This is a genomic window from Venatorbacter sp. C2-1 (genome assembly GCF_022832715.1).
In the GTDB taxonomy this organism is placed as follows: domain Bacteria; phylum Pseudomonadota; class Gammaproteobacteria; order Pseudomonadales; family Oceanobacteraceae; genus Venatoribacter; species Venatoribacter alkanivorans.
The window spans coordinates 3,261,248-3,281,132 of the sequence record NZ_CP094879.1; the positions used below are offsets into that span (position 1 = coordinate 3,261,248).

The 19,885-nt window shown below is 51.6% G+C and carries 18 protein-coding genes and 1 tRNA gene; 1 reads left to right on the forward strand and 18 read right to left on the reverse strand.

The window, feature by feature from the left end:
• Positions 1-38: 38 nt before the first annotated feature.
• The 17 genes from MT343_RS14605 to rlmE all read right to left on the reverse strand — a co-directional run bounded on the left by MT343_RS14605 (position 39) and on the right by rlmE (position 18,947).
• The gene (locus MT343_RS14605; protein WP_145466085.1) at positions 39-1,265 is read right to left on the reverse strand and encodes a hypothetical protein; all 1,227 of its coding nucleotides are present in this window, start codon (positions 1,263-1,265) and stop codon (positions 39-41) included.
• A 338-nt stretch (positions 1,266-1,603) separates the two neighbouring features.
• Entirely contained in the window at positions 1,604-2,431 is an 828-nt protein-coding gene (locus MT343_RS14610) for a hypothetical protein (RefSeq protein WP_145466087.1), read from the reverse strand.
• Positions 2,432-2,438: 7 nt separating this feature from the next.
• Complete coding sequence (locus tag MT343_RS14615) at positions 2,439-3,440, reverse strand: hypothetical protein (protein ID WP_186435740.1); 1,002 nt, start codon at positions 3,438-3,440, stop codon at positions 2,439-2,441.
• A 244-nt stretch (positions 3,441-3,684) separates the two neighbouring features.
• A complete protein-coding gene (gene pnp, locus MT343_RS14620) occupies positions 3,685-5,793 on the reverse strand; it encodes a polyribonucleotide nucleotidyltransferase (protein WP_145466091.1) in 2,109 nt (702 codons plus the stop codon).
• A gap of 267 nt (positions 5,794-6,060) precedes the next feature.
• The gene (rpsO, locus tag MT343_RS14625; RefSeq protein WP_145466093.1) at positions 6,061-6,330 is read right to left on the reverse strand and encodes a 30S ribosomal protein S15; all 270 of its coding nucleotides are present in this window, start codon (positions 6,328-6,330) and stop codon (positions 6,061-6,063) included.
• A gap of 126 nt (positions 6,331-6,456) precedes the next feature.
• Positions 6,457-7,401, reverse strand: a complete 945-nt coding sequence (gene truB, locus MT343_RS14630; RefSeq protein ID WP_145466095.1) for a tRNA pseudouridine(55) synthase TruB — start codon at positions 7,399-7,401, stop codon at positions 6,457-6,459.
• A gap of 3 nt (positions 7,402-7,404) precedes the next feature.
• Complete coding sequence (gene rbfA / locus MT343_RS14635; protein WP_145466097.1) at positions 7,405-7,818, reverse strand: 30S ribosome-binding factor RbfA; 414 nt, start codon at positions 7,816-7,818, stop codon at positions 7,405-7,407.
• Positions 7,819-7,951: 133 nt separating this feature from the next.
• Positions 7,952-10,474: a translation initiation factor IF-2 gene (gene infB, locus MT343_RS14640; protein WP_145466099.1), complete on the reverse strand. Its 2,523-nt coding sequence runs from the start codon at positions 10,472-10,474 to the stop codon at positions 7,952-7,954.
• A gap of 25 nt (positions 10,475-10,499) precedes the next feature.
• Entirely contained in the window at positions 10,500-11,996 is a 1,497-nt protein-coding gene (nusA, locus tag MT343_RS14645) for a transcription termination factor NusA (protein WP_145466101.1), read from the reverse strand.
• Between the two features lie 22 nt (positions 11,997-12,018).
• Positions 12,019-12,477, reverse strand: a complete 459-nt coding sequence (rimP, locus tag MT343_RS14650) for a ribosome maturation factor RimP (protein ID WP_145466102.1) — start codon at positions 12,475-12,477, stop codon at positions 12,019-12,021.
• Between the two features lie 256 nt (positions 12,478-12,733).
• Positions 12,734-12,819: transfer RNA gene (locus MT343_RS14655), tRNA-Leu, on the reverse strand.
• Positions 12,820-12,836: 17 nt separating this feature from the next.
• The gene (gene secG, locus MT343_RS14660; RefSeq protein ID WP_145466104.1) at positions 12,837-13,226 is read right to left on the reverse strand and encodes a preprotein translocase subunit SecG; all 390 of its coding nucleotides are present in this window, start codon (positions 13,224-13,226) and stop codon (positions 12,837-12,839) included.
• 8 nt (positions 13,227-13,234) lie between these two features.
• Positions 13,235-13,975, reverse strand: a complete 741-nt coding sequence (tpiA, locus tag MT343_RS14665; protein ID WP_145466106.1) for a triose-phosphate isomerase — start codon at positions 13,973-13,975, stop codon at positions 13,235-13,237.
• 90 nt (positions 13,976-14,065) lie between these two features.
• Positions 14,066-15,400, reverse strand: a complete 1,335-nt coding sequence (glmM, locus tag MT343_RS14670) for a phosphoglucosamine mutase (RefSeq protein ID WP_145466108.1) — start codon at positions 15,398-15,400, stop codon at positions 14,066-14,068.
• On the reverse strand, positions 15,393-16,235 hold the full coding sequence (folP, locus tag MT343_RS14675; protein WP_243989409.1) for a dihydropteroate synthase: 843 nt from the start codon (positions 16,233-16,235) through the stop codon (positions 15,393-15,395). The genes glmM and folP overlap by 8 nt, the downstream gene beginning before the upstream one ends.
• An 86-nt stretch (positions 16,236-16,321) precedes the next feature.
• Positions 16,322-18,244 (reverse strand): ATP-dependent zinc metalloprotease FtsH, encoded by a 1,923-nt coding sequence (gene ftsH, locus MT343_RS14680; protein WP_145466110.1) that lies wholly within the window; start codon positions 18,242-18,244, stop codon positions 16,322-16,324.
• A gap of 82 nt (positions 18,245-18,326) precedes the next feature.
• A complete protein-coding gene (gene rlmE, locus MT343_RS14685) occupies positions 18,327-18,947 on the reverse strand; it encodes a 23S rRNA (uridine(2552)-2'-O)-methyltransferase RlmE (RefSeq protein ID WP_145466112.1) in 621 nt (206 codons plus the stop codon).
• Positions 18,948-19,084: 137 nt separating this feature from the next.
• Between rlmE and MT343_RS14690 the strand changes: the two genes are divergently transcribed.
• Entirely contained in the window at positions 19,085-19,387 is a 303-nt protein-coding gene (locus MT343_RS14690; protein WP_145466115.1) for a YhbY family RNA-binding protein, read from the forward strand.
• 5 nt (positions 19,388-19,392) lie between these two features.
• Here the strand turns inward: MT343_RS14690 and MT343_RS14695 are convergent, their stop codons facing one another.
• Complete coding sequence (locus tag MT343_RS14695; RefSeq protein ID WP_145466117.1) at positions 19,393-19,779, reverse strand: hypothetical protein; 387 nt, start codon at positions 19,777-19,779, stop codon at positions 19,393-19,395.
• Positions 19,780-19,885 lie beyond the last annotated feature (106 nt).

Genomic DNA, 19,885 nt, shown 5'->3' on the forward strand with positions numbered 1-19,885 from the left:
CTGCTGCAACAGGCCCTGATTATGTGGGTAATATCCGTTTATTCCTGAACCTTGCAAAACTTAAGCTGTACATAAGAGAAAATCATCGACGCGTATTCGGTCTTTCCTTCTACTTTCGAAGAGCCTTTGCTCAGTCCCTTCAAATGATCTTTGTAGGGCAGAAAAGTCGAGGTATCCATATCCCAGGTATTCAGGGAAACAGGAATATCAACTCGGTGGAAATGCTCCGGCTTTCCTTCTGACTTTAATGGCTCAGCTCCGAATGCTGTGCCACTTAGAGGTTTTTCTGAACCCGGCTTTTGCTCAGGCAATCCGACAAGAAAACGACCGGCGGAAGACGCGACATTGTATAGTCCCGTTGGGCAGGAAAAGCTCTTTGAAAATACTCCCATACCGGCCGGAAGTTCAGCCACATTAACGGTATTGCTTTCTTTATGACAGGGACGCAGATAGACATAGGGCATCAGAATTTCAAACGATTTTGCGGGAACATCGGTGCGGACCGCATCATCGCTCAGGCGCTCAATTTCCCGCAGAGATGACTTGGCCACATCGGTTTTATGAAAGGGGTTTAAAAAATAAGGATCATCCGTGTGGTTAACTTCAAGGCTGATGTTGTTTTCTTTACCCGGCATATTAAAAAATAATTTATGCGCATGGTTAACCCAGTTCGGGTCTTCATCAACCACAGCAGCAACACTGGTTGCCACTGCATCCCTTGGCAAGGGCAACGCAGTACGTCCTTTATTGCCAATCAAAGGTTCATACAGTGCCCAGCCTGTAGGACAAGAACCACCGGTAAACCACTGCACGGTGTTGCGCGGGAGGAAAATACTCTGCGATGGTTCTCCGGCTTTGGGAACGTCTTCCTGACAAATAAGGTACTGGATATAGGGCATCGCACCGTCAGAGGTATCACTCCAGCCATTAACATTAACGCTACTGTTGTCTACCCTCGCGTGGGGACCACTGATTAAACCCAGCCCTTCTCTTGCCAGAGGGAGATCAGCCTGTATTTTATGACGATGAAGGGGGGCTTTGGCGTCAGCAATAGCATCACCTTTGCGGGTTCCGATCAGTTTTGTATTGTCGGTGCCACGAATCAGATAGCCTTTGGCTGGTTTATATTCACTCCAACCAGTAGGACAGACTTCAGATTCAACAGGAAAAAATGCGACCATCCGTGCGTCACTGGCATTAGCCGACGCGATAACCGGATTAATAAAGAAAAGTACAGTCAGTATTCCTGGCAGGATATATTTCATTTACAGCTCCATTTGTAATCCTTTACGGTAAAAACCATAAAGAGGTAACCACGGGGCTTTAGAAATACACCAATATCGCTCCCCTAACATCCTCCAAAAGGATGGAGCGATTGATCATTTAAAGACAATGACAATGAACATTATCTATCCGGGTCAGTGAGCGGATTTTCAGTCTATAAATATCAGAAATATGGCTTAGATTCTGATTGGTAATTAAACGACTGAAACACAGAGCAACGTATATTCTTTACGGAATCTAAAGCATTAGTGCTTAAGATAAAAAAGGAATGATATTGAATATAACTGGCCGGCTTCGGCTCAGAAAATAATTTTATTATTCAGAAACGCCAACCCAGACCCAGCCAGTATTCCTGCTCATGACTCTGCGTTTCCGGCTCGTGCAGGCTGATGATGTTCAGGCCATTACTCTGTTTTGTGGCCTTGCTACGGGGAAAGTAACGATACCGCTGACTGTGACCCAGCTGTATAAAGCTGATCTCATTCAAAGCAAAACGATAACTCAGTAATAACCCATACTCATAGCCGGCAGGCAGTACAAGAGCCGGGCGACCAAACCCTGAATTCCGCAAATCAACTATCAGCTCACTATCCTGCCAATATCCGGCTTCCGTAGCCAAAGCAAGTTCACCGCGCGATAAAGCCCAGCGGTAACCGAGCTGAGCAACCGGCCCGGACCAGCGGTAATATTCGTTCAAACCCGAAACGGTATTATGGGGCTGAATACGCCGCTGCCAGTCATGCTGCTGCCAGGCCAGCGAGGCTTGCAATCCCTGTTCTGAAGACCATTGCCCGCCAAGCCGGTAACGCTGACGAGCCTCATCGGTTTTTGTCGTGTGAGGCTGACCGGTTTGGGTATAACCGATATATGACAATTCCCCCTGCTGCTGCCCATATTCCAGCAGCACAGAATACCGGGCAGATATATTCAGATCTGCCCGGATTTCAAATGCAGGAAGATAACCCTGCTCCCGATCCAGCTCAGAGCCATCCTGCGAAAATTCCTGATAAAACCAGCGGCTGGTACCTGCCTGGAAATAAACTTCGTGGGCAGACAGCAGCTGAGGAGAGGCAATAAGGAATACACATAAAAAACCGGATACCGCGAAGCGGTATCCGGAGTTTTTTATATAACAATAGCTTGGCATAAAGCGGTTAATTCTGAACTTCCAAAGCCTCAGCAACACCGGAGAACTCGATTGTTGCATCAATACCACAACCACTGAAAGTTACAGTCAGAGCCTGCTCATTTTCATCAGTCAGTGTAATAACACCTGAAGCAATGTTGCCATCATCACACAGGGTTATGTCTTCGGCATTTAATGACACATAGCCGTAGTCTGGATGATAAAAGTTTGCTGTTACATCATAACCACTACCATCATCTGAAACCGACAGGCTACCTGTTTGGTAGATAGTTCCATCAGAGCCAGAAAACTGACCCAGATATTCACAGTTATCTATAGACGTGCATACCAGTCTACCAGCCCAGCTACTGCTAATACCATTTACCGTAAGAGTATAATTCCAGCTGCTTTCTGTAATGACAAAGGTACCAGTGTTAATGGTAGTAACCTGCGTCCCATTCAACACGCTCGTTTCATCATCAGTACTCATGCTGAAGTTTGTGTATTTCATCGTAATGGTTTGCAGGTTAGCATTAGTACTAATGCTAACGCTGACTGTACCATTGAACACAATTTCTCCGCCGTCGAGATTGAGGCAGTAGTTTGAGTACTTAATTGTAGAATTCTTTTCAGTGCCAGAAAACGATGCCGATCCTCCACAACTGACAGAATCAACCTGAGATTCATCGATTGCCACACCTGTCGGAATTTGTCCTATCTGATCCATGACTGTGTCAATGGCCTGCTGCGCCCACAGAGCCTGCTCTGGTTTATCAGAAGCAATGGTAATGCCTCGTGGTAGGTTGCCTACTGCATCTTGAGATTCATCAGAGGTAATAGCTAATGCAACAACCTCTGCGGAACCCGAAGCAAAATCAGCTTTGTTGCTGTCACTCAGAACTGCTGCTCCAGACTTTCCCTTATAAGTCGGAATATCATTTCCTCCTGAACTGCTTCCTGAACCACCACCACAAGCAGTAAGCGAAGCAATCAGAATACAAGATGAGATAAAAGTAACTGGTTTAATCATTTCCACTGTCCTATGAGAAGTTCCTGCCAGACACACTGATATGTGCAAACTCACATACTAATAAACAGACTTCCTTTTGAGCAAATCCAGACCACGAAATTGCTACTTATTTCATAAAATATAAGTGCTATTGAAGAAATCGTGACAGAACATAAATAGAAAACAGTTATATCTACGGATAAATGTCCACAAAAAAAACCGCCGCGGCTTGCACCGGGGCGGTTTTTTTTTAACTCAGAAAGAATTAAGCAGGCTGCTCAATACCTTTCATGGTCAGCTTGATACGGCCTTTAGGATCAACGTCGGCAACGTGTACGTTCACGATCTGACCTTCGGTCAGGAAGTCAGACACGTTCTCTACGCGATCTTCGCTGATCTGGGAGATATGCAGCAGACCATCTTTACCAGGCAGAACGGTAATAAAGGCACCGAAATCAACGATCTTGCTTACTTTACCGGTGTAGGTGGTACCTACTTCGATTTCAGCAGTGATGGCTTCGATCATCTGACGGGCAGCATCAGACGCTTCTTTGCCAGCAGCGAAGATCTTGATTTCGCCGTTGTCGTTGATGTCGATAGAAGCACCGGTCTTCTCGGTGATATCACGGATGGTCGCGCCACCTTTACCAATCACGTCACGGATCTTGTCAGACGGGATCTTCATGGTAGACATGGTCGGAGCATTTTCCGCCAGTTCTTTACGTGGCTCAGCAATCACGGTGTTCATCTGCTCAAGGATGGTAAAGCGCGCAGCTTTGGCCTTCTCCAGAGCGATTTCCATGATTTCTTCAGTGATACCTTCGATCTTGATATCCATCTGCAGAGCAGTGATACCTTCGTCAGTACCGGCCACTTTAAAGTCCATATCGCCGAGGTGATCTTCGTCACCCAGGATATCGGTCAGAACGGCAAACTTGTCGCCCTCCTTGATCAGACCCATAGCGATACCGGCAACCGGCGCCTTGATCGGTACACCGGCGTCCATCAGAGACAGGGAAGCACCACACACAGAAGCCATGGAAGAAGAACCATTAGATTCAGTGATTTCCGATACCACACGAATGGTGTACGGGAATTCATCATGGCTTGGCATCATCGCCTGGATACCACGACGGGCTAAACGGCCATGACCGATTTCACGACGGCCAGGAGCGCCCAGACGGCCAGCTTCACCCACAGAGTATGGAGGGAAGTTGTACTGGAACAGGAACGGATCGTCTTTGGCACCGTGCAGGAAGTCGATCATCTGCGCATCACGGGTTGAACCCAGAGTGGTGACAACGATGGCCTGAGTCTCACCACGGGTGAAGATGGCTGAACCGTGAGTGGTTTTCAGCACACCGGTTTCAATGGTCAGCGGGCGCACGGTGTCGTTATCACGACCGTCGATACGCGGCTGGCCTTCGATCACGCGGTTACGCACTACTTCATACTTCAGCTCGCCAACCATTTCAGCGATTTCGTCAGCGGAGAAACCTTCTTCGCCTTCACCAGCAGCCAGTTTTTCAACGGCGGCTTTTTTCACTTCGTCCAGACGGGCGTAACGGGCCATTTTGTCGGAGATGGTGTAAGCCTCACCGATACCAGCGGCCGCTTCGGCTTTAACCGCTTCGTACAGCGCGGTGTTTTTGGCTTCTGCAGTCCAGTCCCACTTCTGTACACCCAGCTCTTCAACCCACTCGTTGATGGCGGTGATGGCAGACTGGAAGCCGGTGTGGGCGAACAATACGGCACCCAGCATTTCGTCTTCGGTCAGTTCCTGAGCTTCGGATTCAACCATCAGCACAGCGTCTTTGGTACCGGCCACAACCATGTCCAGCAGGGAATCCTGCATCTGGGTCTGGGTTGGGTTCAGCATGTAGCCGTCTTCTTCAGTGAAGCCAACGCGGGCGCCACCGATAGGACCATTGAACGGCACACCGGATACTGCCAGAGCAGCAGAGGTGGCGATCATGGCGCAGATATCCGGGTCCACTTCTTTTTCAGAAGACATAACGGTCAGGATAACCTGAACTTCGTTCATGAAACCTTCCGGAAACAGCGGACGAATAGGACGGTCAATCAGACGGGAAGTCAGGGTTTCTTTTTCTGAAGGGCGGCTTTCGCGCTTCAGGAAGCCACCAGGAATACGGCCGGCGGCGTACATTTTTTCCTGATAGTGAACAGACAGCGGGAAGAAATCCTGGCCTGGTTTAGTGCTTTTGGCAGCAACAACAGTGGCCAGCACCTGGGTTTTACCCATGGTTGCCAGTACTGCGCCATCGGCCTGACGGGCTACACGGCCGGTTTCCAGGGTGATGGTGTCGTTACCGAATTGAAAGGTTTTGGTCTTAGCAACAGGTTTTGTGCTCATGTATTCGTATTTCCTTAAATTTACCGATAAACCTGCTGACTGCCGGTACTTCTAAATATTAACTCTGCTCTGACAGACGCTGTCTTGCCGGAGCAGAACGATGCGTGTGCAAAGCCAATATTTAGAAGCACCACCACATTCCTGTGAATAGTGGGGTTGGCACCACAGCTTGGCAGGTAGTTGTTATTCCGCAGAAGCAGAACAGAATAGCCTGACTGGCCAGATACAACAAAAGCCCCGTAGGGCTTTTGCTGCAAGCTTGAGATCTTAGCGACGCAGACCCAGACGACCGATCAATGCGGTGTAACGGGCAGCATCTTTACGCTTCAGGTAGTCCAGCAGCTTACGACGCTGGTTAACCATGCGGATCAGACCACGACGTGAGTGGTGATCTTTACCGTGTTCTTTGAAGTGGCTCTGCAGACCAACGATGTTGTGGGTCAGCAGTGCAACCTGAACTTCAGGAGAACCGGTATCGCCTTCAGCAGTTTGATACTCTTTTACAATCTCAGCTTTAGTAGCAGCAGTTAATGCCATCTTTACTTACTCCATGAATGTGCGCGGACATCTGTAGAAGTCCGGGATTATATGATCATCGTCACCGTGCACATTAACAGTGAGATGCGTGCCGCCTGATGGCGACGGTTGAAGCAAAACTTCCGGTTAGTGCAGAGTTACCTGCAGCAAACGCTGTGGTTTTACCTTGCCTTCTTCAATGCGGCCAATGCCAAGCAATTGCCGGACGCCTGATTCAACGGCCCACAATTGTACAGAAGGACTGGCGGGCAGGCCAGTACTGACTGGCTGTCCATGCAGGATTTTATCCGCTTCCGCCAGTGTCAGAGCCACTTCCGGCCAGTCGGGCAAAGCGGTTTCGGTCGGCAGCAGTAACGCATCCAGTGCGTCATGCCCCTGCTCGGCCGCTTCCTGCACCTGCTCCAGCGTGACCATCTGCCCGGCGTGGTAAGGCCCGCAGAGAGTACGGTGCAGCTTACTGACATAAGCACCGCAACCAATCGCCTGACCGATATCTTCCACCAGTGTGCGGATATAGGTGCCTTTCGAGCAGCGCACCGACAGATCCAGCTCGGTGGCGCGCTGCTCGCGCAGCAGCAGTTCATAGATGGTGATGATACGGCGCTTTTTCTCAGCGACCGCACGGATATCTTCTTCACTCATACCCTGACGCGCCAGCTCATACAGCGGCTTGCCATCGAGCTTCAGCGCTGAAAACATCGGCGGCACCTGCTCGACAGCGCCACGGAAGCGATCGAGCACCGCTTCCACTTCAGCATGGGTCAGCAGCGGCACTTCGGCGGTCGCAATCACCTCGCCTTCGCCGTCACCACTGGAGCGGATTTCGCCCAGCAGCGCGGTGGTGTCGTAGCCTTTGTCAGACTCCAGCAACAGCTGTGAAAACTTGGTGGCCTCGCCCAGGCAGATCGGCAGTACGCCGGTTGCCAGCGGGTCCAGCGCGCCGGTATGCCCGGCTTTCTGGGCGCCGAACAGGAATTTCACCCGTTGCAGCACCTGATTGGAAGACAGTCCCAGCGGCTTATTGACCACCAGAATGCCGCTGACCGCACGGCCTTTTTTTCCACGCGCCATGTATCAGCCCTGATTGTCAGATGAGTCGGCATCATCCTGATGATGGGCTTTATCTTCTTCCAGCGCTTTCTTGATCAGGCCGGTCAGGTGGTGACCACGGTCCATGCTCTCATCGTAATGAAAACGCAGGTGCGGCGTAATGCGGGTGCGCATGATACGCGCCAGCTCGTTACGCAGGTAACCGGCCGCATCGTTCAGAATGGCTGAAGTCTGTTTGCGGATTTCGGCATCGGTTTCGCCTTTGGCGCCCATCACAGTGAAGTAGATGTCGGCATAGCCCAGGTCTTTGGCAACTTTTACGTAGTTCAGTGTGACCATACCCAGACGCGGGTCTTTCATCTCAAACTGAATCATATGAGCCAGGTCGCGCTGAATCTGTTCACCCAGGCGCGAGGTACGGCTGTAATCTTTTGGCATATTTAAATCCTCTGTTACCCAGCGTCAGGCATGTGTACAGCTCTGGCGCTGGTCTGTCAGAGACAGCAAAGCCCGACACGGAGCCGGGCTTTGCTGTCGGGGCCCGGAGGCCCGTTACAGGTGCTGGTGCAGATCAGAGTGTACGGGCAATTTCACGTACATCGAACACTTCGATCTGGTCGCCCGGACGGACGTCCTGATAGTTCTTCACACCGATACCACATTCCATACCCTGACGTACTTCGGCAACGTCATCTTTGAAGCGGCGCAGGGATTCCAGCTCGCCTTCATAGACCACAACGTTGTCGCGCAGTACGCGAATCTTCTTGTGACGGTAGACAACACCATCAATCACCATACAGCCGGCAATCTGGCCGAATTTCGGTGAGTTGAAGACATCACGGACTTCAGCAATACCGGTGATTTCTTCACGCAGTTCCGGCGCCAGCAGACCAGCCATGGCCTGTTTAACGTCGTCCAGCAGATCGTAAATCACGCTGTAGTAGCGCATATCCACGCCGTTATTCTCGACCACTTTCTTCGCTGCGTTATCCGCACGAACGTTGAAGCCGAACATAACCGCACCGGAGGCAACCGCCAGGGTCGCGTCAGTTTCGGTGATACCACCAACACCGGAAGATACGACGTTTACGCGTACTTCGTCGGTCGCCAGTTTCTGCAGGGAGGCCACAATGGCTTCCAGCGAACCACGCACGTCGGTTTTAACAACCACGTTGAGGTTAGCAACCTGACCTTCACCCATACCGCTGAACAGAGCATCCAGTTTGGCTGCCTGCTGACGCTGCTGTACCAGTTCTTTCATTTTGTTTTCACGGAATTCAGCCACTTCACGGGCTTTCTTCTCGCTTTCAACAACCATGAAGTTGTCACCGGCTTCCGGTGTACCGTTCAGGCCGAGAATCTCAACCGGAATGGACGGACCAGCATCGTTCACCTGCTGACCATTTTCATCCAGCAGTGCACGGGCGCGACCGTAACAGGTACCCGCCAGAACGATGTCGCCTTTTTTCAGCGTGCCGTTCTGTACCAGCAGGGTTGCAACCGGACCACGTCCTTTATCCAGACGGGACTCAACCACAACGCCCTGACCAGGACCGGTGAAGTGCGCTTTAAGCTCCAGAATTTCAGCCTGCAGCAGAACCGCTTCAAGCAGATCATCAATACCCTGACCGGTGTGCGCAGATACCGGGATAAACGGAACGGTACCGCCCCAGTCTTCCGGCAGTACGTCACGGGCGGACAGTTCGCTCTTCACACGCTCAGGGTCGGCGGCTTCTTTATCCATTTTGTTGATGGCAACCACGATCGGCACATCAGCGGCTTTCGCGTGCTGGATGGCTTCTTCGGTTTGCGGCATCACACCATCGTCCGCAGCCACCACCAGGATGACAACGTCGGTAGATTGAGCACCACGGGCACGCATCGAAGTAAACGCGGCGTGTCCCGGAGTATCCAGGAAGGACACCATGCCGTGATCGGTTTCTACGTGGTAAGCACCGATGTGCTGAGTGATACCACCGGCCTCACCGGATACCACGCGGGTACGACGGATATAGTCGAGCAGCGAGGTTTTACCATGGTCAACGTGACCCATTACGGTAACCACCGGTGCACGTGGCTGTTCATCACCTTCGTAAGAAACGGATTCGGTAACGGCCACTTCCAGCGCGTTATCGGCAATCAGCTTGGTCACTTTGTGACCCATTTCTTCAACCACCAGGGTGGCTGTGTCCTGATCCAGAATCTGGTTAATGGTCGCCATAACGCCCATTTTCATCAGGGTCTTGATCACTTCCCCGGCTTTAACCGCCATTTTCGATGCCAGATCGGCAACGGTAATGGCTTCCGGCAGTTCAACTTCGTGAACAACAGGCGCGGTAGGACGGGTAAACGCGTGCTCATTGGCAGACTGCTGACGGCCACGGCCACCTTTCATCTTGCCTTTGCCGCCACGACGTGAACGGTTGCGGTCGTCTTCACCACCATCGGTGAAGCGGCTGTTTTCACGCAGATCAACACGTTTTTTGTCGACGGTTTTATTCGACTTTTTACGGTTTTCTTCCTGACGAGCCTGAGCAGCTTCAGCTTCAGCACGTTTCTGTGCTGCGTCTTCTTCGACGGTCGCAGGCTTGGCCTTAGCGGCAGGCTTGGCATTAGCGGCTGGCTTTTCAGCAACAGCAGCGTCTGCGGCCGGCGCTTCTGCTGCGGCAGGGGCCTCAGCAACAACGGCTGCCGGAGCTTCTTCTGCAACCGGAGCGGCAGGAGCTTCTGCAGCAACCTGAGCGGCGGCTTCAACACGTGCAGCTTCTTCTTTCGCTTTTTCAGCTTCCAGATCCAGCTCTTCGCGTTTTACATACGTGCGTTTTTTACGAACTTCAATGGCGACGGCTTTCTTGCCACCCTGACCCGTTTTCAGGGTCGTGGTGACTTTACGCTTCAGCGTAATTTTGTTCGGCGTTGCCGCTGCTTCACCATGGCTTTTCTTCAGAAAAAGCAGCAAAGACTGTTTCTGATCATCAGAAACAGACTGACTGGCTGCGGTTTGTGGCAACCCCGCTTCTTTCATTTGGGACAATAAGCGCTCAACGCTTGTCCCTACCACGTCGGCGAGTTCTTTAACTGTTACATCTGCCATACGTTTCTCCTATGCCGAGCAGTGGTTAGTCGTTGCCCTCAAACCAGGGCTTGCGTGCGGTCATAATCAATTCCGCCGCTTTTTCTTCAGTCATCTGTTCAATGTCCAACAGGTCATCGATGGATTGCTCGGCCAGATCTTCCATCGTACAAATGCCTTTACTTGCCAGAACCAGTGCCAGGTGTTTCTCCATTCCTTCCATGTTCAGCAGATCGTCCGCCGGCTGGGAATTTTCCAGTTTTTCTTCGGAAGCAATGGCCTGAGTCAGCAGTACGTCTTTCGCGCGGTTGCGCAGTTCGGTAACCACTTCTTCATCCAGACCGTCGATGCTCAGCATCTCTTCCATTGGCACGTAAGCCACTTCTTCCAGCGTGGTGAAACCTTCTTCAACCAGCAGGGTGGCGAAGTCTTCGTCCAGATCGAGGGATTTCATAAATCCTTCGATAAAGCCGGAGGCTTCTTCATTCTGTTTCTCGGATGCTTCTTCTTCGGTCATAACGTTGATTTCCCAGCCGGTAAGCTCGGAAGCCAGACGTACGTTCTGACCGCCACGACCAATGGCCTGGGCCAGATTGTCGGAGGCAACAGCAACATCCATAGTGTTGGTTTCTTCATCCATAATGATCGACGCTACATCGGCCGGAGCCATGGCGTTAATCACCAGCTGTGCCGGATTGTCATCCCACAGCACGATGTCGATACGCTCGTTTCCACCCAGTTCGTTGGTCACTGCCTGAACACGCGCACCGCGCATACCCACACAAGCACCAACCGGGTCGATACGTTTGTCGTTGGTTTTTACCGCAATTTTTGCACGGGAACCCGGATCACGGGCCGCACCTTTAATTTCGATAACTTCTTCGGCAATTTCCGGTACTTCAATGCGGAACAGTTCGATCAGCATTTCCGGAATGGTGCGGCTCAGCATCAGCTGCGGACCACGGTTTTCCGGACGTACGGCATGCAGGATGGCACGCACACGATCACCCATACGCATAATTTCGCGACCAATCAGCTGATCTTTCGGCAGCAGACCTTCAGCGTTATTACCCAGATCGACGATAACGTTATCGCGTGTCACTTTTTTAACAGTACCGTTAATCAGTTCACCAACGCGGTGCTGGTACTGATCAACAATCTGCGCACGTTCTGCTTCGCGGACTTTCTGTACGATAATCTGCTTCGCAGCCTGAGCGGCGATACGGCCGAAGTCAGGGTTGTCGATTTCGATTTCGTAAGTGTCGCCAGGTTGCAGATTGGTATCGATTTCGTGGGCTTCCTGCAGGGTCAGCTCATCGCCCAGCCCCGGAACCACATCATTGCTGACCACCAACCAACTGCGGAAGGTTTGGTAATCACCGGTTTTACGGTCAATATCCACACGGATAGTGGCTTCTTCATCTTCGTAGCGCTTCTTGGCGGCCGCTGCCAGGGCTGACTCAATTGCTTCAAAAATAATTTCTTTTGAAACGCCCTTTTCGTTGGATACCGCTTCCGCGACCAGGAGAATTTCTTTGCTCATCTTCTAGCCTCGCTCTGCAACCTTAGTCCTTGAATTGTGGAACAACATTGGCTTTATCAATCAGTTCAATCGGCAGTAAATATTCGTGATCGTCAACGACGAGTACGACATCTTGCTGCTCGACACCAATTAACTGGCCTTTGTATTTTCGGCGCCCTTCAAAGGGCATACGCAGACGCACATCAATAATGTGGCCGGCATATTGTTGGAATTGTTCGAGTGTGAATAGCGGACGATCCATCCCCGGGGACGAAACTTCCAGCGTGTAATCCTGCGCGATCGGATCTTCTACATCGAGTACGGCGCCCAGCTGTCGGCTGACTTCCGCACAATGGTCGACAAGAATGCCATCGGCATGGTCGATGAAAACACGCAACAGGGAATGACGTCCCTGGGAAATAAACTCCAGCCCCCAATAGGTAAACCCCATGGATTCCACTACCGGTGCCAACAGCTCTGCTAATTGCGTATCTTTTGCCAAAAACTACCCCCACCACAAACAAAAACTGGGCAACGTTGTGCCCAGTCCGCTACTGCTTTATGCAGACCGGAATCCACGTTTACCGCAGATTCCTGTGAGACTCACACATGGCATTGCCGGCGTGAATCGCTTCTGAAAAGCAACTACTAAAAAGCCCCTGACTCGAGGGGCTTTTTAGTAGTGCTCTCTAAAAGCACGCGCATTATAGGCGCTTTAAACAGAAAAAGCGAACCATGTTCGCTTTCCCGGAATAAATTGGTGCGGATGGCGAGACTCGAACTCGCACGAGCTAGGCTCACCACCCCCTCAAGATGGCGTGTCTACCAATTCCACCACATCCGCACTAAAACTGATTTACCTTAATTACCAGTGGTTTCCACGGCAGGTTCATCAGAGGTTGATGCATCCAGTTCAGGTGCATCAGAGGAAGGCGCGTATTCTTCCACAAGTGGGGTATCTTTCTCAAGCTTTTCAATCACTTCCTGACTAGGAATTCCTAAATCAGTGAAACCTTCAGCTTTTTGCTTGGCATAAATACCCAGACCAAGACTGGTTACGAAGAATAATGTCGCCAGAATTGCGGTGGTACGACTGAGGAAGTTACCTGAGCCACTGCTGCCAAAGACAGTCTGGGAAGCACCGCTACCGAATGATGCGCCGGCGTCGGCACCTTTACCCTGCTGCAGCATCACAAAACCAATGATGCCAAGAGCCAGCACGATATGAACGATCAGAATAATGGATTCCATAATTTACCTTATGCCCGACAAATACCCAGAAATTCAGTGGCGTCGAGCGATGCACCGCCGACCAGACCACCATCAATATCAGGCTGCGAAAAAAGCTCCGCAGCATTAGCAGCTTTTACGCTGCCGCCATACAAAATTCGTGTCGCCTGTGCGACGTCCGCACCCAGCACCTGCAGCTGCGAACGGATAAACGCATGAATCGCCTGCGCCTGTTCCGGCGTAGCGGTTTCACCCGTACCGATGGCCCACACCGGCTCATAGGCAAGAATAATACGTTGCCACTGAGCAGTATTCAGTTGCTCCAGTAACAGCTTCAGCTGCTGAGCAACCACAGCCTCGGCCTGACCCGCCTGACGCTCAGCCAGCGTCTCACCCACGCAGACAACTGCCGTCATGCTGTTATCCAGCAGTTGCCGGGTTTTGGCCAGCACAGTGTCGTCAGTCTCACCATATAAAGTGCGGCGCTCTGAGTGACCGACCAGCGCCATGGCGCAGCCTACATCGGCCAGCATCGGCGCGGAAACTTCGCCGGTAAAAGCACCGGACTCTTCAGCTGCACAGTTCTGCGCACCCAAAGCGATGTCACTGCCTGACAACAGTTCGCCAGCCTGTGTCAGATAAGGAAACGGCGGAAATACCGCAACATCACACTGGTCAATCTGAGCGGCGCGGAGTTCCGACAACAGACTCTGGGTCATCGCCACAGAGGCATTCATCTTCCAGTTTCCGGCAACCAACAAACGACGCATGACGTCTCCCTAAATTCAAAGAGCGCAGATACTATCTAAGAAGCCCCGGCGAGACAAGCAACAGCACGCCTGCCGGGCAATTCAGCAGACTTATGCCAGGGCCTGTTCAACCACTGCAGCCAACTCTTCAGCCAGTGTCTGTACCAGTACCGCGTCTTCGCCTTCGACCATTACCCGCACCACCGGCTCAGTGCCCGACGGACGCAGCAGGACACGACCGCGACTGGCGAGCTTTTCTTCGGTAGCAGCAATAGCCTGAATAATTTCCGGCAAACTCATGACATCAGCCTGACGGCTGCGTTGTACATTAATCATTACCTGCGGCATTTTACTCATGCGTTTCTGCCATTCATGCAGAGAGGTGCCACTGTCTTTCAGTGCCTGCAGCACCTGCAATGCGGCAACAATACCGTCACCGGTCGTGTTGGCATCCAGACACAACAGATGGCCGGATGATTCTCCACCGAAGCGCCAGCCGTTTTCGTTCAGCATCTGCATCACATAACGGTCACCGACTTTGGCACGCAGAAAATCGACACCCAGATCTTTCAGCCCAAGTTCCAGCCCCAGATTGCTCATCAGCGTACCGACCACTCCACCATTCAGGCGGCCCTGATTTTTGGCGTGGGTCGCGATAATAAACAGCAGCTGATCACCATCAACCAGTTCACCACGGTGATCCACCATCATTACCCGGTCACCATCGCCATCAAAGGCAATCCCAAGATCAGCCTGTTCCTGCAGCACCCGCGCCTGCAGCGCTTCAGGCTCAGTAGAACCAACGCCTTCGTTGATATTCAGACCATCCGGTTGGGCACCAATAGTAACAACTGTCGCACCAAGTTCAGCAAAAACCGCGGGCGCAATCTGGTAGGTCGCACCATGAGCGCAATCAAGTACGATTTTCAGACCACGCAGATTCAGTGAGCTGACCGTGCCTTTGCAGAATTCAATATAACGGCCGGCGGCATCATTAATACGCACCGCTTTACCCAGCTGAGCAGATTCAACACAGCTCATGGGTTTATCCAGCCAGGATTCAATTGCCAGCTCGGTTTCATCCGGCAGTTTTTCGCCATTGCCGGAAAAGAATTTAATGCCATTATCGTAATACGGATTATGTGAGGCACTGATAACGATACCCGCCTGAGCGCGGAATGTCCGGGTCAGATAAGCAATGCCCGGCGTAGGGATAGGCCCCAGCAGACCAATATCAACACCCGCCGAAGACAAACCGGCCTCCAGTGCGGACTCAAACATATAGCCTGAAATACGGGTGTCTTTACCAATTAAAATACGGCTTTTCCCCTGCTGGGCGAAAACCTTCCCGGCCGCCCAGCCTAATTTCATAACAAACTCCGGGGTAATAGGGTATGCACCCACCCGGCCACGGACACCATCAGTGCCGAAATATTTTCTAGACATGCCCTTCCCTCTGTGTGGCAATCACTACACGCAATGCTTCTGTTGTTTGTTTTACGTCGTGTACGCGGAGTATTTTCGCACCTTTTAAAGCACAGATCACGGCACCGCTCACGCTTCCTGCAATCCGTTCGTCCGCAACCGAATTTCCCGTTGCTTCACCAATCATACGTTTACGCGACAACCCGGTCAGCAGTGGCAGTCCCAGTTCATGCAAACGCTCCAGCCGGTTCAATAGCCGGAAGTTATGCTCAAAGGTTTTGCCAAAACCAAAGCCCGGGTCCAGCAGCAATTTCTCCCGACCAATGCCTGCATGCTCACAGGCTGTAATACGCTGAGCCAGATACTCAACCACTGCATCCTCAATCGGACGATCATAACGTGGGGCCGCCTGCATCACCTGTGGCTCACCATTCATATGCATCAGACATACAGGCAAACCAGAAGCCGCTGCAGCCGCCAACGCTCCGGGCCTTGTCAGTGCACGCACATCATTAATCAGATGAGCACCTGCCTGAGCACTGGCGCGAATAACTTCCGCGTTACTGGTATCAACGGAAACCGCCACATCCAGACGCTGCACGATGGCTTCGATCACCGGAACGACCCGCTCAAGCTCTTCAGCTTCGCTTACCGGTGCAGCACCCGGACGGGTCGACTCACCACCAACATCAACCAAGGCTGCACCTTCATTCAGCATCTGCTCGGCATGACGCAATGCATTATCCAGCACAGTAAAACGGCCACCGTCGGAGAACGAGTCAGGAGTAACATTAAGAATCCCCATCACCCGGGGAACAGAAAGATCAAGCTGGCGATTACCGCAAACAAATTTCACGCAGAGATCCTGTAGACAAATGGAAATACGAACAGAAACAAAAAGGCGGCTTGCGCCGCCTTTTTGTTATGCATAAGCCAAGCGAATCAGTTGCGCTCGCCGGCCGGATCACCCACCGCATCATCATCGGCATCGCGGGCCATATCGCGGCTTTCTTCTGCCGGTGCCGCAGGACCAGAGCCATTATCCCCCCAGGACTTTGGCGGACGTGGCTTTTTACCAGCCATAATATCGTCGATCTGATCCGCATCAATGGTTTCATATTCCATCAGCGCGTCTTTCATCAGTTCGAGTTTATCGCGGTTTTCTTCCAGAATTTTCGCCGCACGCTGATAACAGCTATCCAGCAAGCCCTTTACCTCGGCATCAATAACACGTGCAGTGTCATCCGACAGATGCGACATCTGACCGCCACCGGAAGAACCCAGATAACCATTCTGCTCCTCTTCGGTATATAACTGCGCGCCCAGTTTTTCCGATAAGCCCCACTTGGTGACATAGTTGCGGGCATATTTGGTCGCACGCTCAATATCGTTGGAAGCACCGGTTGTCACACCATCTTTACCCAGCGTCATCTCTTCGGCGATACGACCACCATAGAGCGAGCAGATATTACTTTCGATACCACGCTTACTGATGGAATGACGATCTTCTTCCGGCAGGAACATGGTGACCCCCAAAGCACGGCCACGGGGAATGATCGATACCTTGTAAACCGGATCATGTTCCGGCACCAAGCGGCCGACAATAGCATGACCCGCTTCGTGATAAGCCGTGTTGGTCTTTTCTTTTTCAGACATCACCATGGTCTTACGTTCGGCGCCCATCAGGATCTTATCCTTGGCTTTCTCGAACTCTTCCATAGTGACCAGATTACGGTTTGAACGGGCCGCGAAGAGTGCCGCTTCGTTTACCAGGTTAGCCAGATCAGCACCGGAAAACCCCGGGGTGCCACGGGCAATAATGGATGCATTCACATCATCTGCCAGCGGTACTTTACGCATATGCACATTCAGAATCTGCTCACGACCACGGATATCCGGCAGGCCAACAACAACCTGGCGGTCAAAACGACCAGGACGCAGTAACGCCGGGTCCAGTACATCCGGACGGTTGGTTGCAGCAATAACAATGATGCCATCGTTAACTTCAAAGCCGTCCATCTCAACCAGCAACTGGTTCAGAGTCTGCTCGCGCTCATCATTACCACCGCCGATACCCACACCACGGGAACGGCCAACCGCATCAATCTCGTCAATGAAGATGATACAAGGCGCCTGCTTCTTCGCCTGATCAAACATGTCACGTACACGTGATGCACCAACACCGACAAACATCTCAACGAAATCCGAACCGGAAATGGAGAAGAAAGGCACACGCGCTTCACCGGCAATGGCTTTTGCCAGCAGGGTTTTACCGGTACCTGGCTGACCAACCATCAGTACGCCACGTGGAATTTTTCCGCCCAGACGCTGGTATTTGCCCGGATCACGCAAGAACTCAACCAGTTCTTTTACGTCTTCTTTAGCTTCATCACAGCCGGCGACGTCTTCAAAAGTGGTTTTAATCTGATCTTCGCTGAGCAGCTTGGCTTTGCTTTTACCAAAAGCCATCGGGCCGCCTTTACCGCCACCACCGCCCTGCATCTGGCGCATAAACAGCATAAACACGGCAATGATGATCAGAATCGGCAATGACGCCAGCAACAACTGCGTGAAGAAACCCTGTTTCTCAGGTTTTTCACCCAACACCTGAACGTGGTTATTCAGCAGGGTATCCATCAGCTTGTCATCATAGACAGGCAGAATAGTTTCAAAAGCTTCGCCACCGCTGTTAACACCGGAAATGGTCTGACCAGAGATAGTAACTTTTTCCACCTGCCCGCTTTCCACGGCAGTAATGAACTCAGAGTAGGAATATTCCTTACCCCGGCCCACACTCTGGAAATTGTTGAACACCATCATCAGAACGGCTGCAATCACCGCCCATAATATGAAATTCTTCGCCATACCCGGCACCACCTCATTGGCTGCGGAGTCGGGCCATATCCCGACTTCCCATCTTTTAACTGTCTAGCTTAGCAAGCAATGGCTAAGCGCGGAAACCTTTCCCAACGACGTAAACCTCACGTGAGCGCGGACGCGACGCCTTGGGCTTACGAATCAAAACTTTTGTAAAGGATTGTCTTACATCCTTTACGTACTCATCAAAACCATCACCCTGGAACACTTTGGCGACAAACTGACCGTTAGGGCGTAACACCTGTCGCGCCATATCCAGCGCCAGCTCTACCAAATACATGGAACCGGGCTGATCAATGGAAGCTACTCCACTCATATTGGGGGCCATATCGGAGATTACAAGGTCCACAGGGCGGCCATCGACAATTGCCATCAATTCGTTAAAAACGGCCTCTTCAGTGAAGTCACCCTGAATAAACTCGACGTCAGCAATCGGATCCATAGGCAGAATATCGGAGGCAATGACAACGCCTTTGCCATTCAGCTTGCGCCCGACCACCTGTGACCAGCCACCCGGGGCCGACCCCAGGTCAATAATGGTCATACCGGGCTTTATGAGCTGGTCTTTTTCATCAAGTTCAATCAGCTTGTAACTGGCACGCGTGCGGTAGCCATCCTGTTGTGCTTTCTGCACATAAATGTCATCAACATGCTCTTTCAGCCAATCGGCACTGGTTTTTGAACGCGCCATGCAGGTACTTGCTCCAAGGTCAGGTATACTAGGGTCTGTTTAACTCGTGGAAACAAGCCCAAGGGTCTACGCCGTATAAAACGGTAAGTTTACCACCGAACCACTTTACTACCGAACTACAGAGCTTCCGAACCTATATGGCATTATCAAACGAACAGAAAAAGGCCTATCGTGCCATCGGCCACACACTGAATCCGATTGTCACCGTTGCGGCCAATGGCCTGACCGAAGGCGTTATTGACGAGCTGAACCGCGCCCTGAACGATCACGAACTGATCAAAATCAAAGTGTCGGTCGGTGACCGCGATGTAAAAAAAGAAGTTCTGGCCGAAATTCTGCGCATCACCGGTGCAGAAATGCCGCAACAGATAGGTAACACCGCGTTGTTACTGCGTCGCAACCCCAAAGCGAATCCAAAGCTGTCCAACCTGAAGCGCTGATCGTTTTATCGTTCCGCCGGCGTAACATCCCGGCGGATAACCGTTAGCGGCGCAATCAGCAGCCAGACCAATCCTAAAAGTGATATGGCATGTACCAGTATCATTTGCAGCTTCCACCATGGCATAAATGCGAAATACACCAGTGACAGAAACGTCATAATCAATACCAGCTGCACAGGTAACTGACGCCAGCTGAGAGCACGAAACAATAATCCCAACAACAGAATAAGCCCTCCGCTGACCGCGCCAAGCCCTACCATTACATGCATGACATCCATACCGTGCTGCGGAAAAAAGCCGCGGTGTTCCAGCAATGGCCTGACCACATACGCACAAGCCCATAACCCACCCAACCAGAACGTGCGGAATAAAATCAGATAATGCCGGACCATGTTAATGACTCCGTCCGGATACTCCGGATAAGTGCAGGGGAAAGATAAATCCGTGGCCTGACTGCCCATATCAGACCTGTGTTAACAAGCTTACACCAAAGGGGAG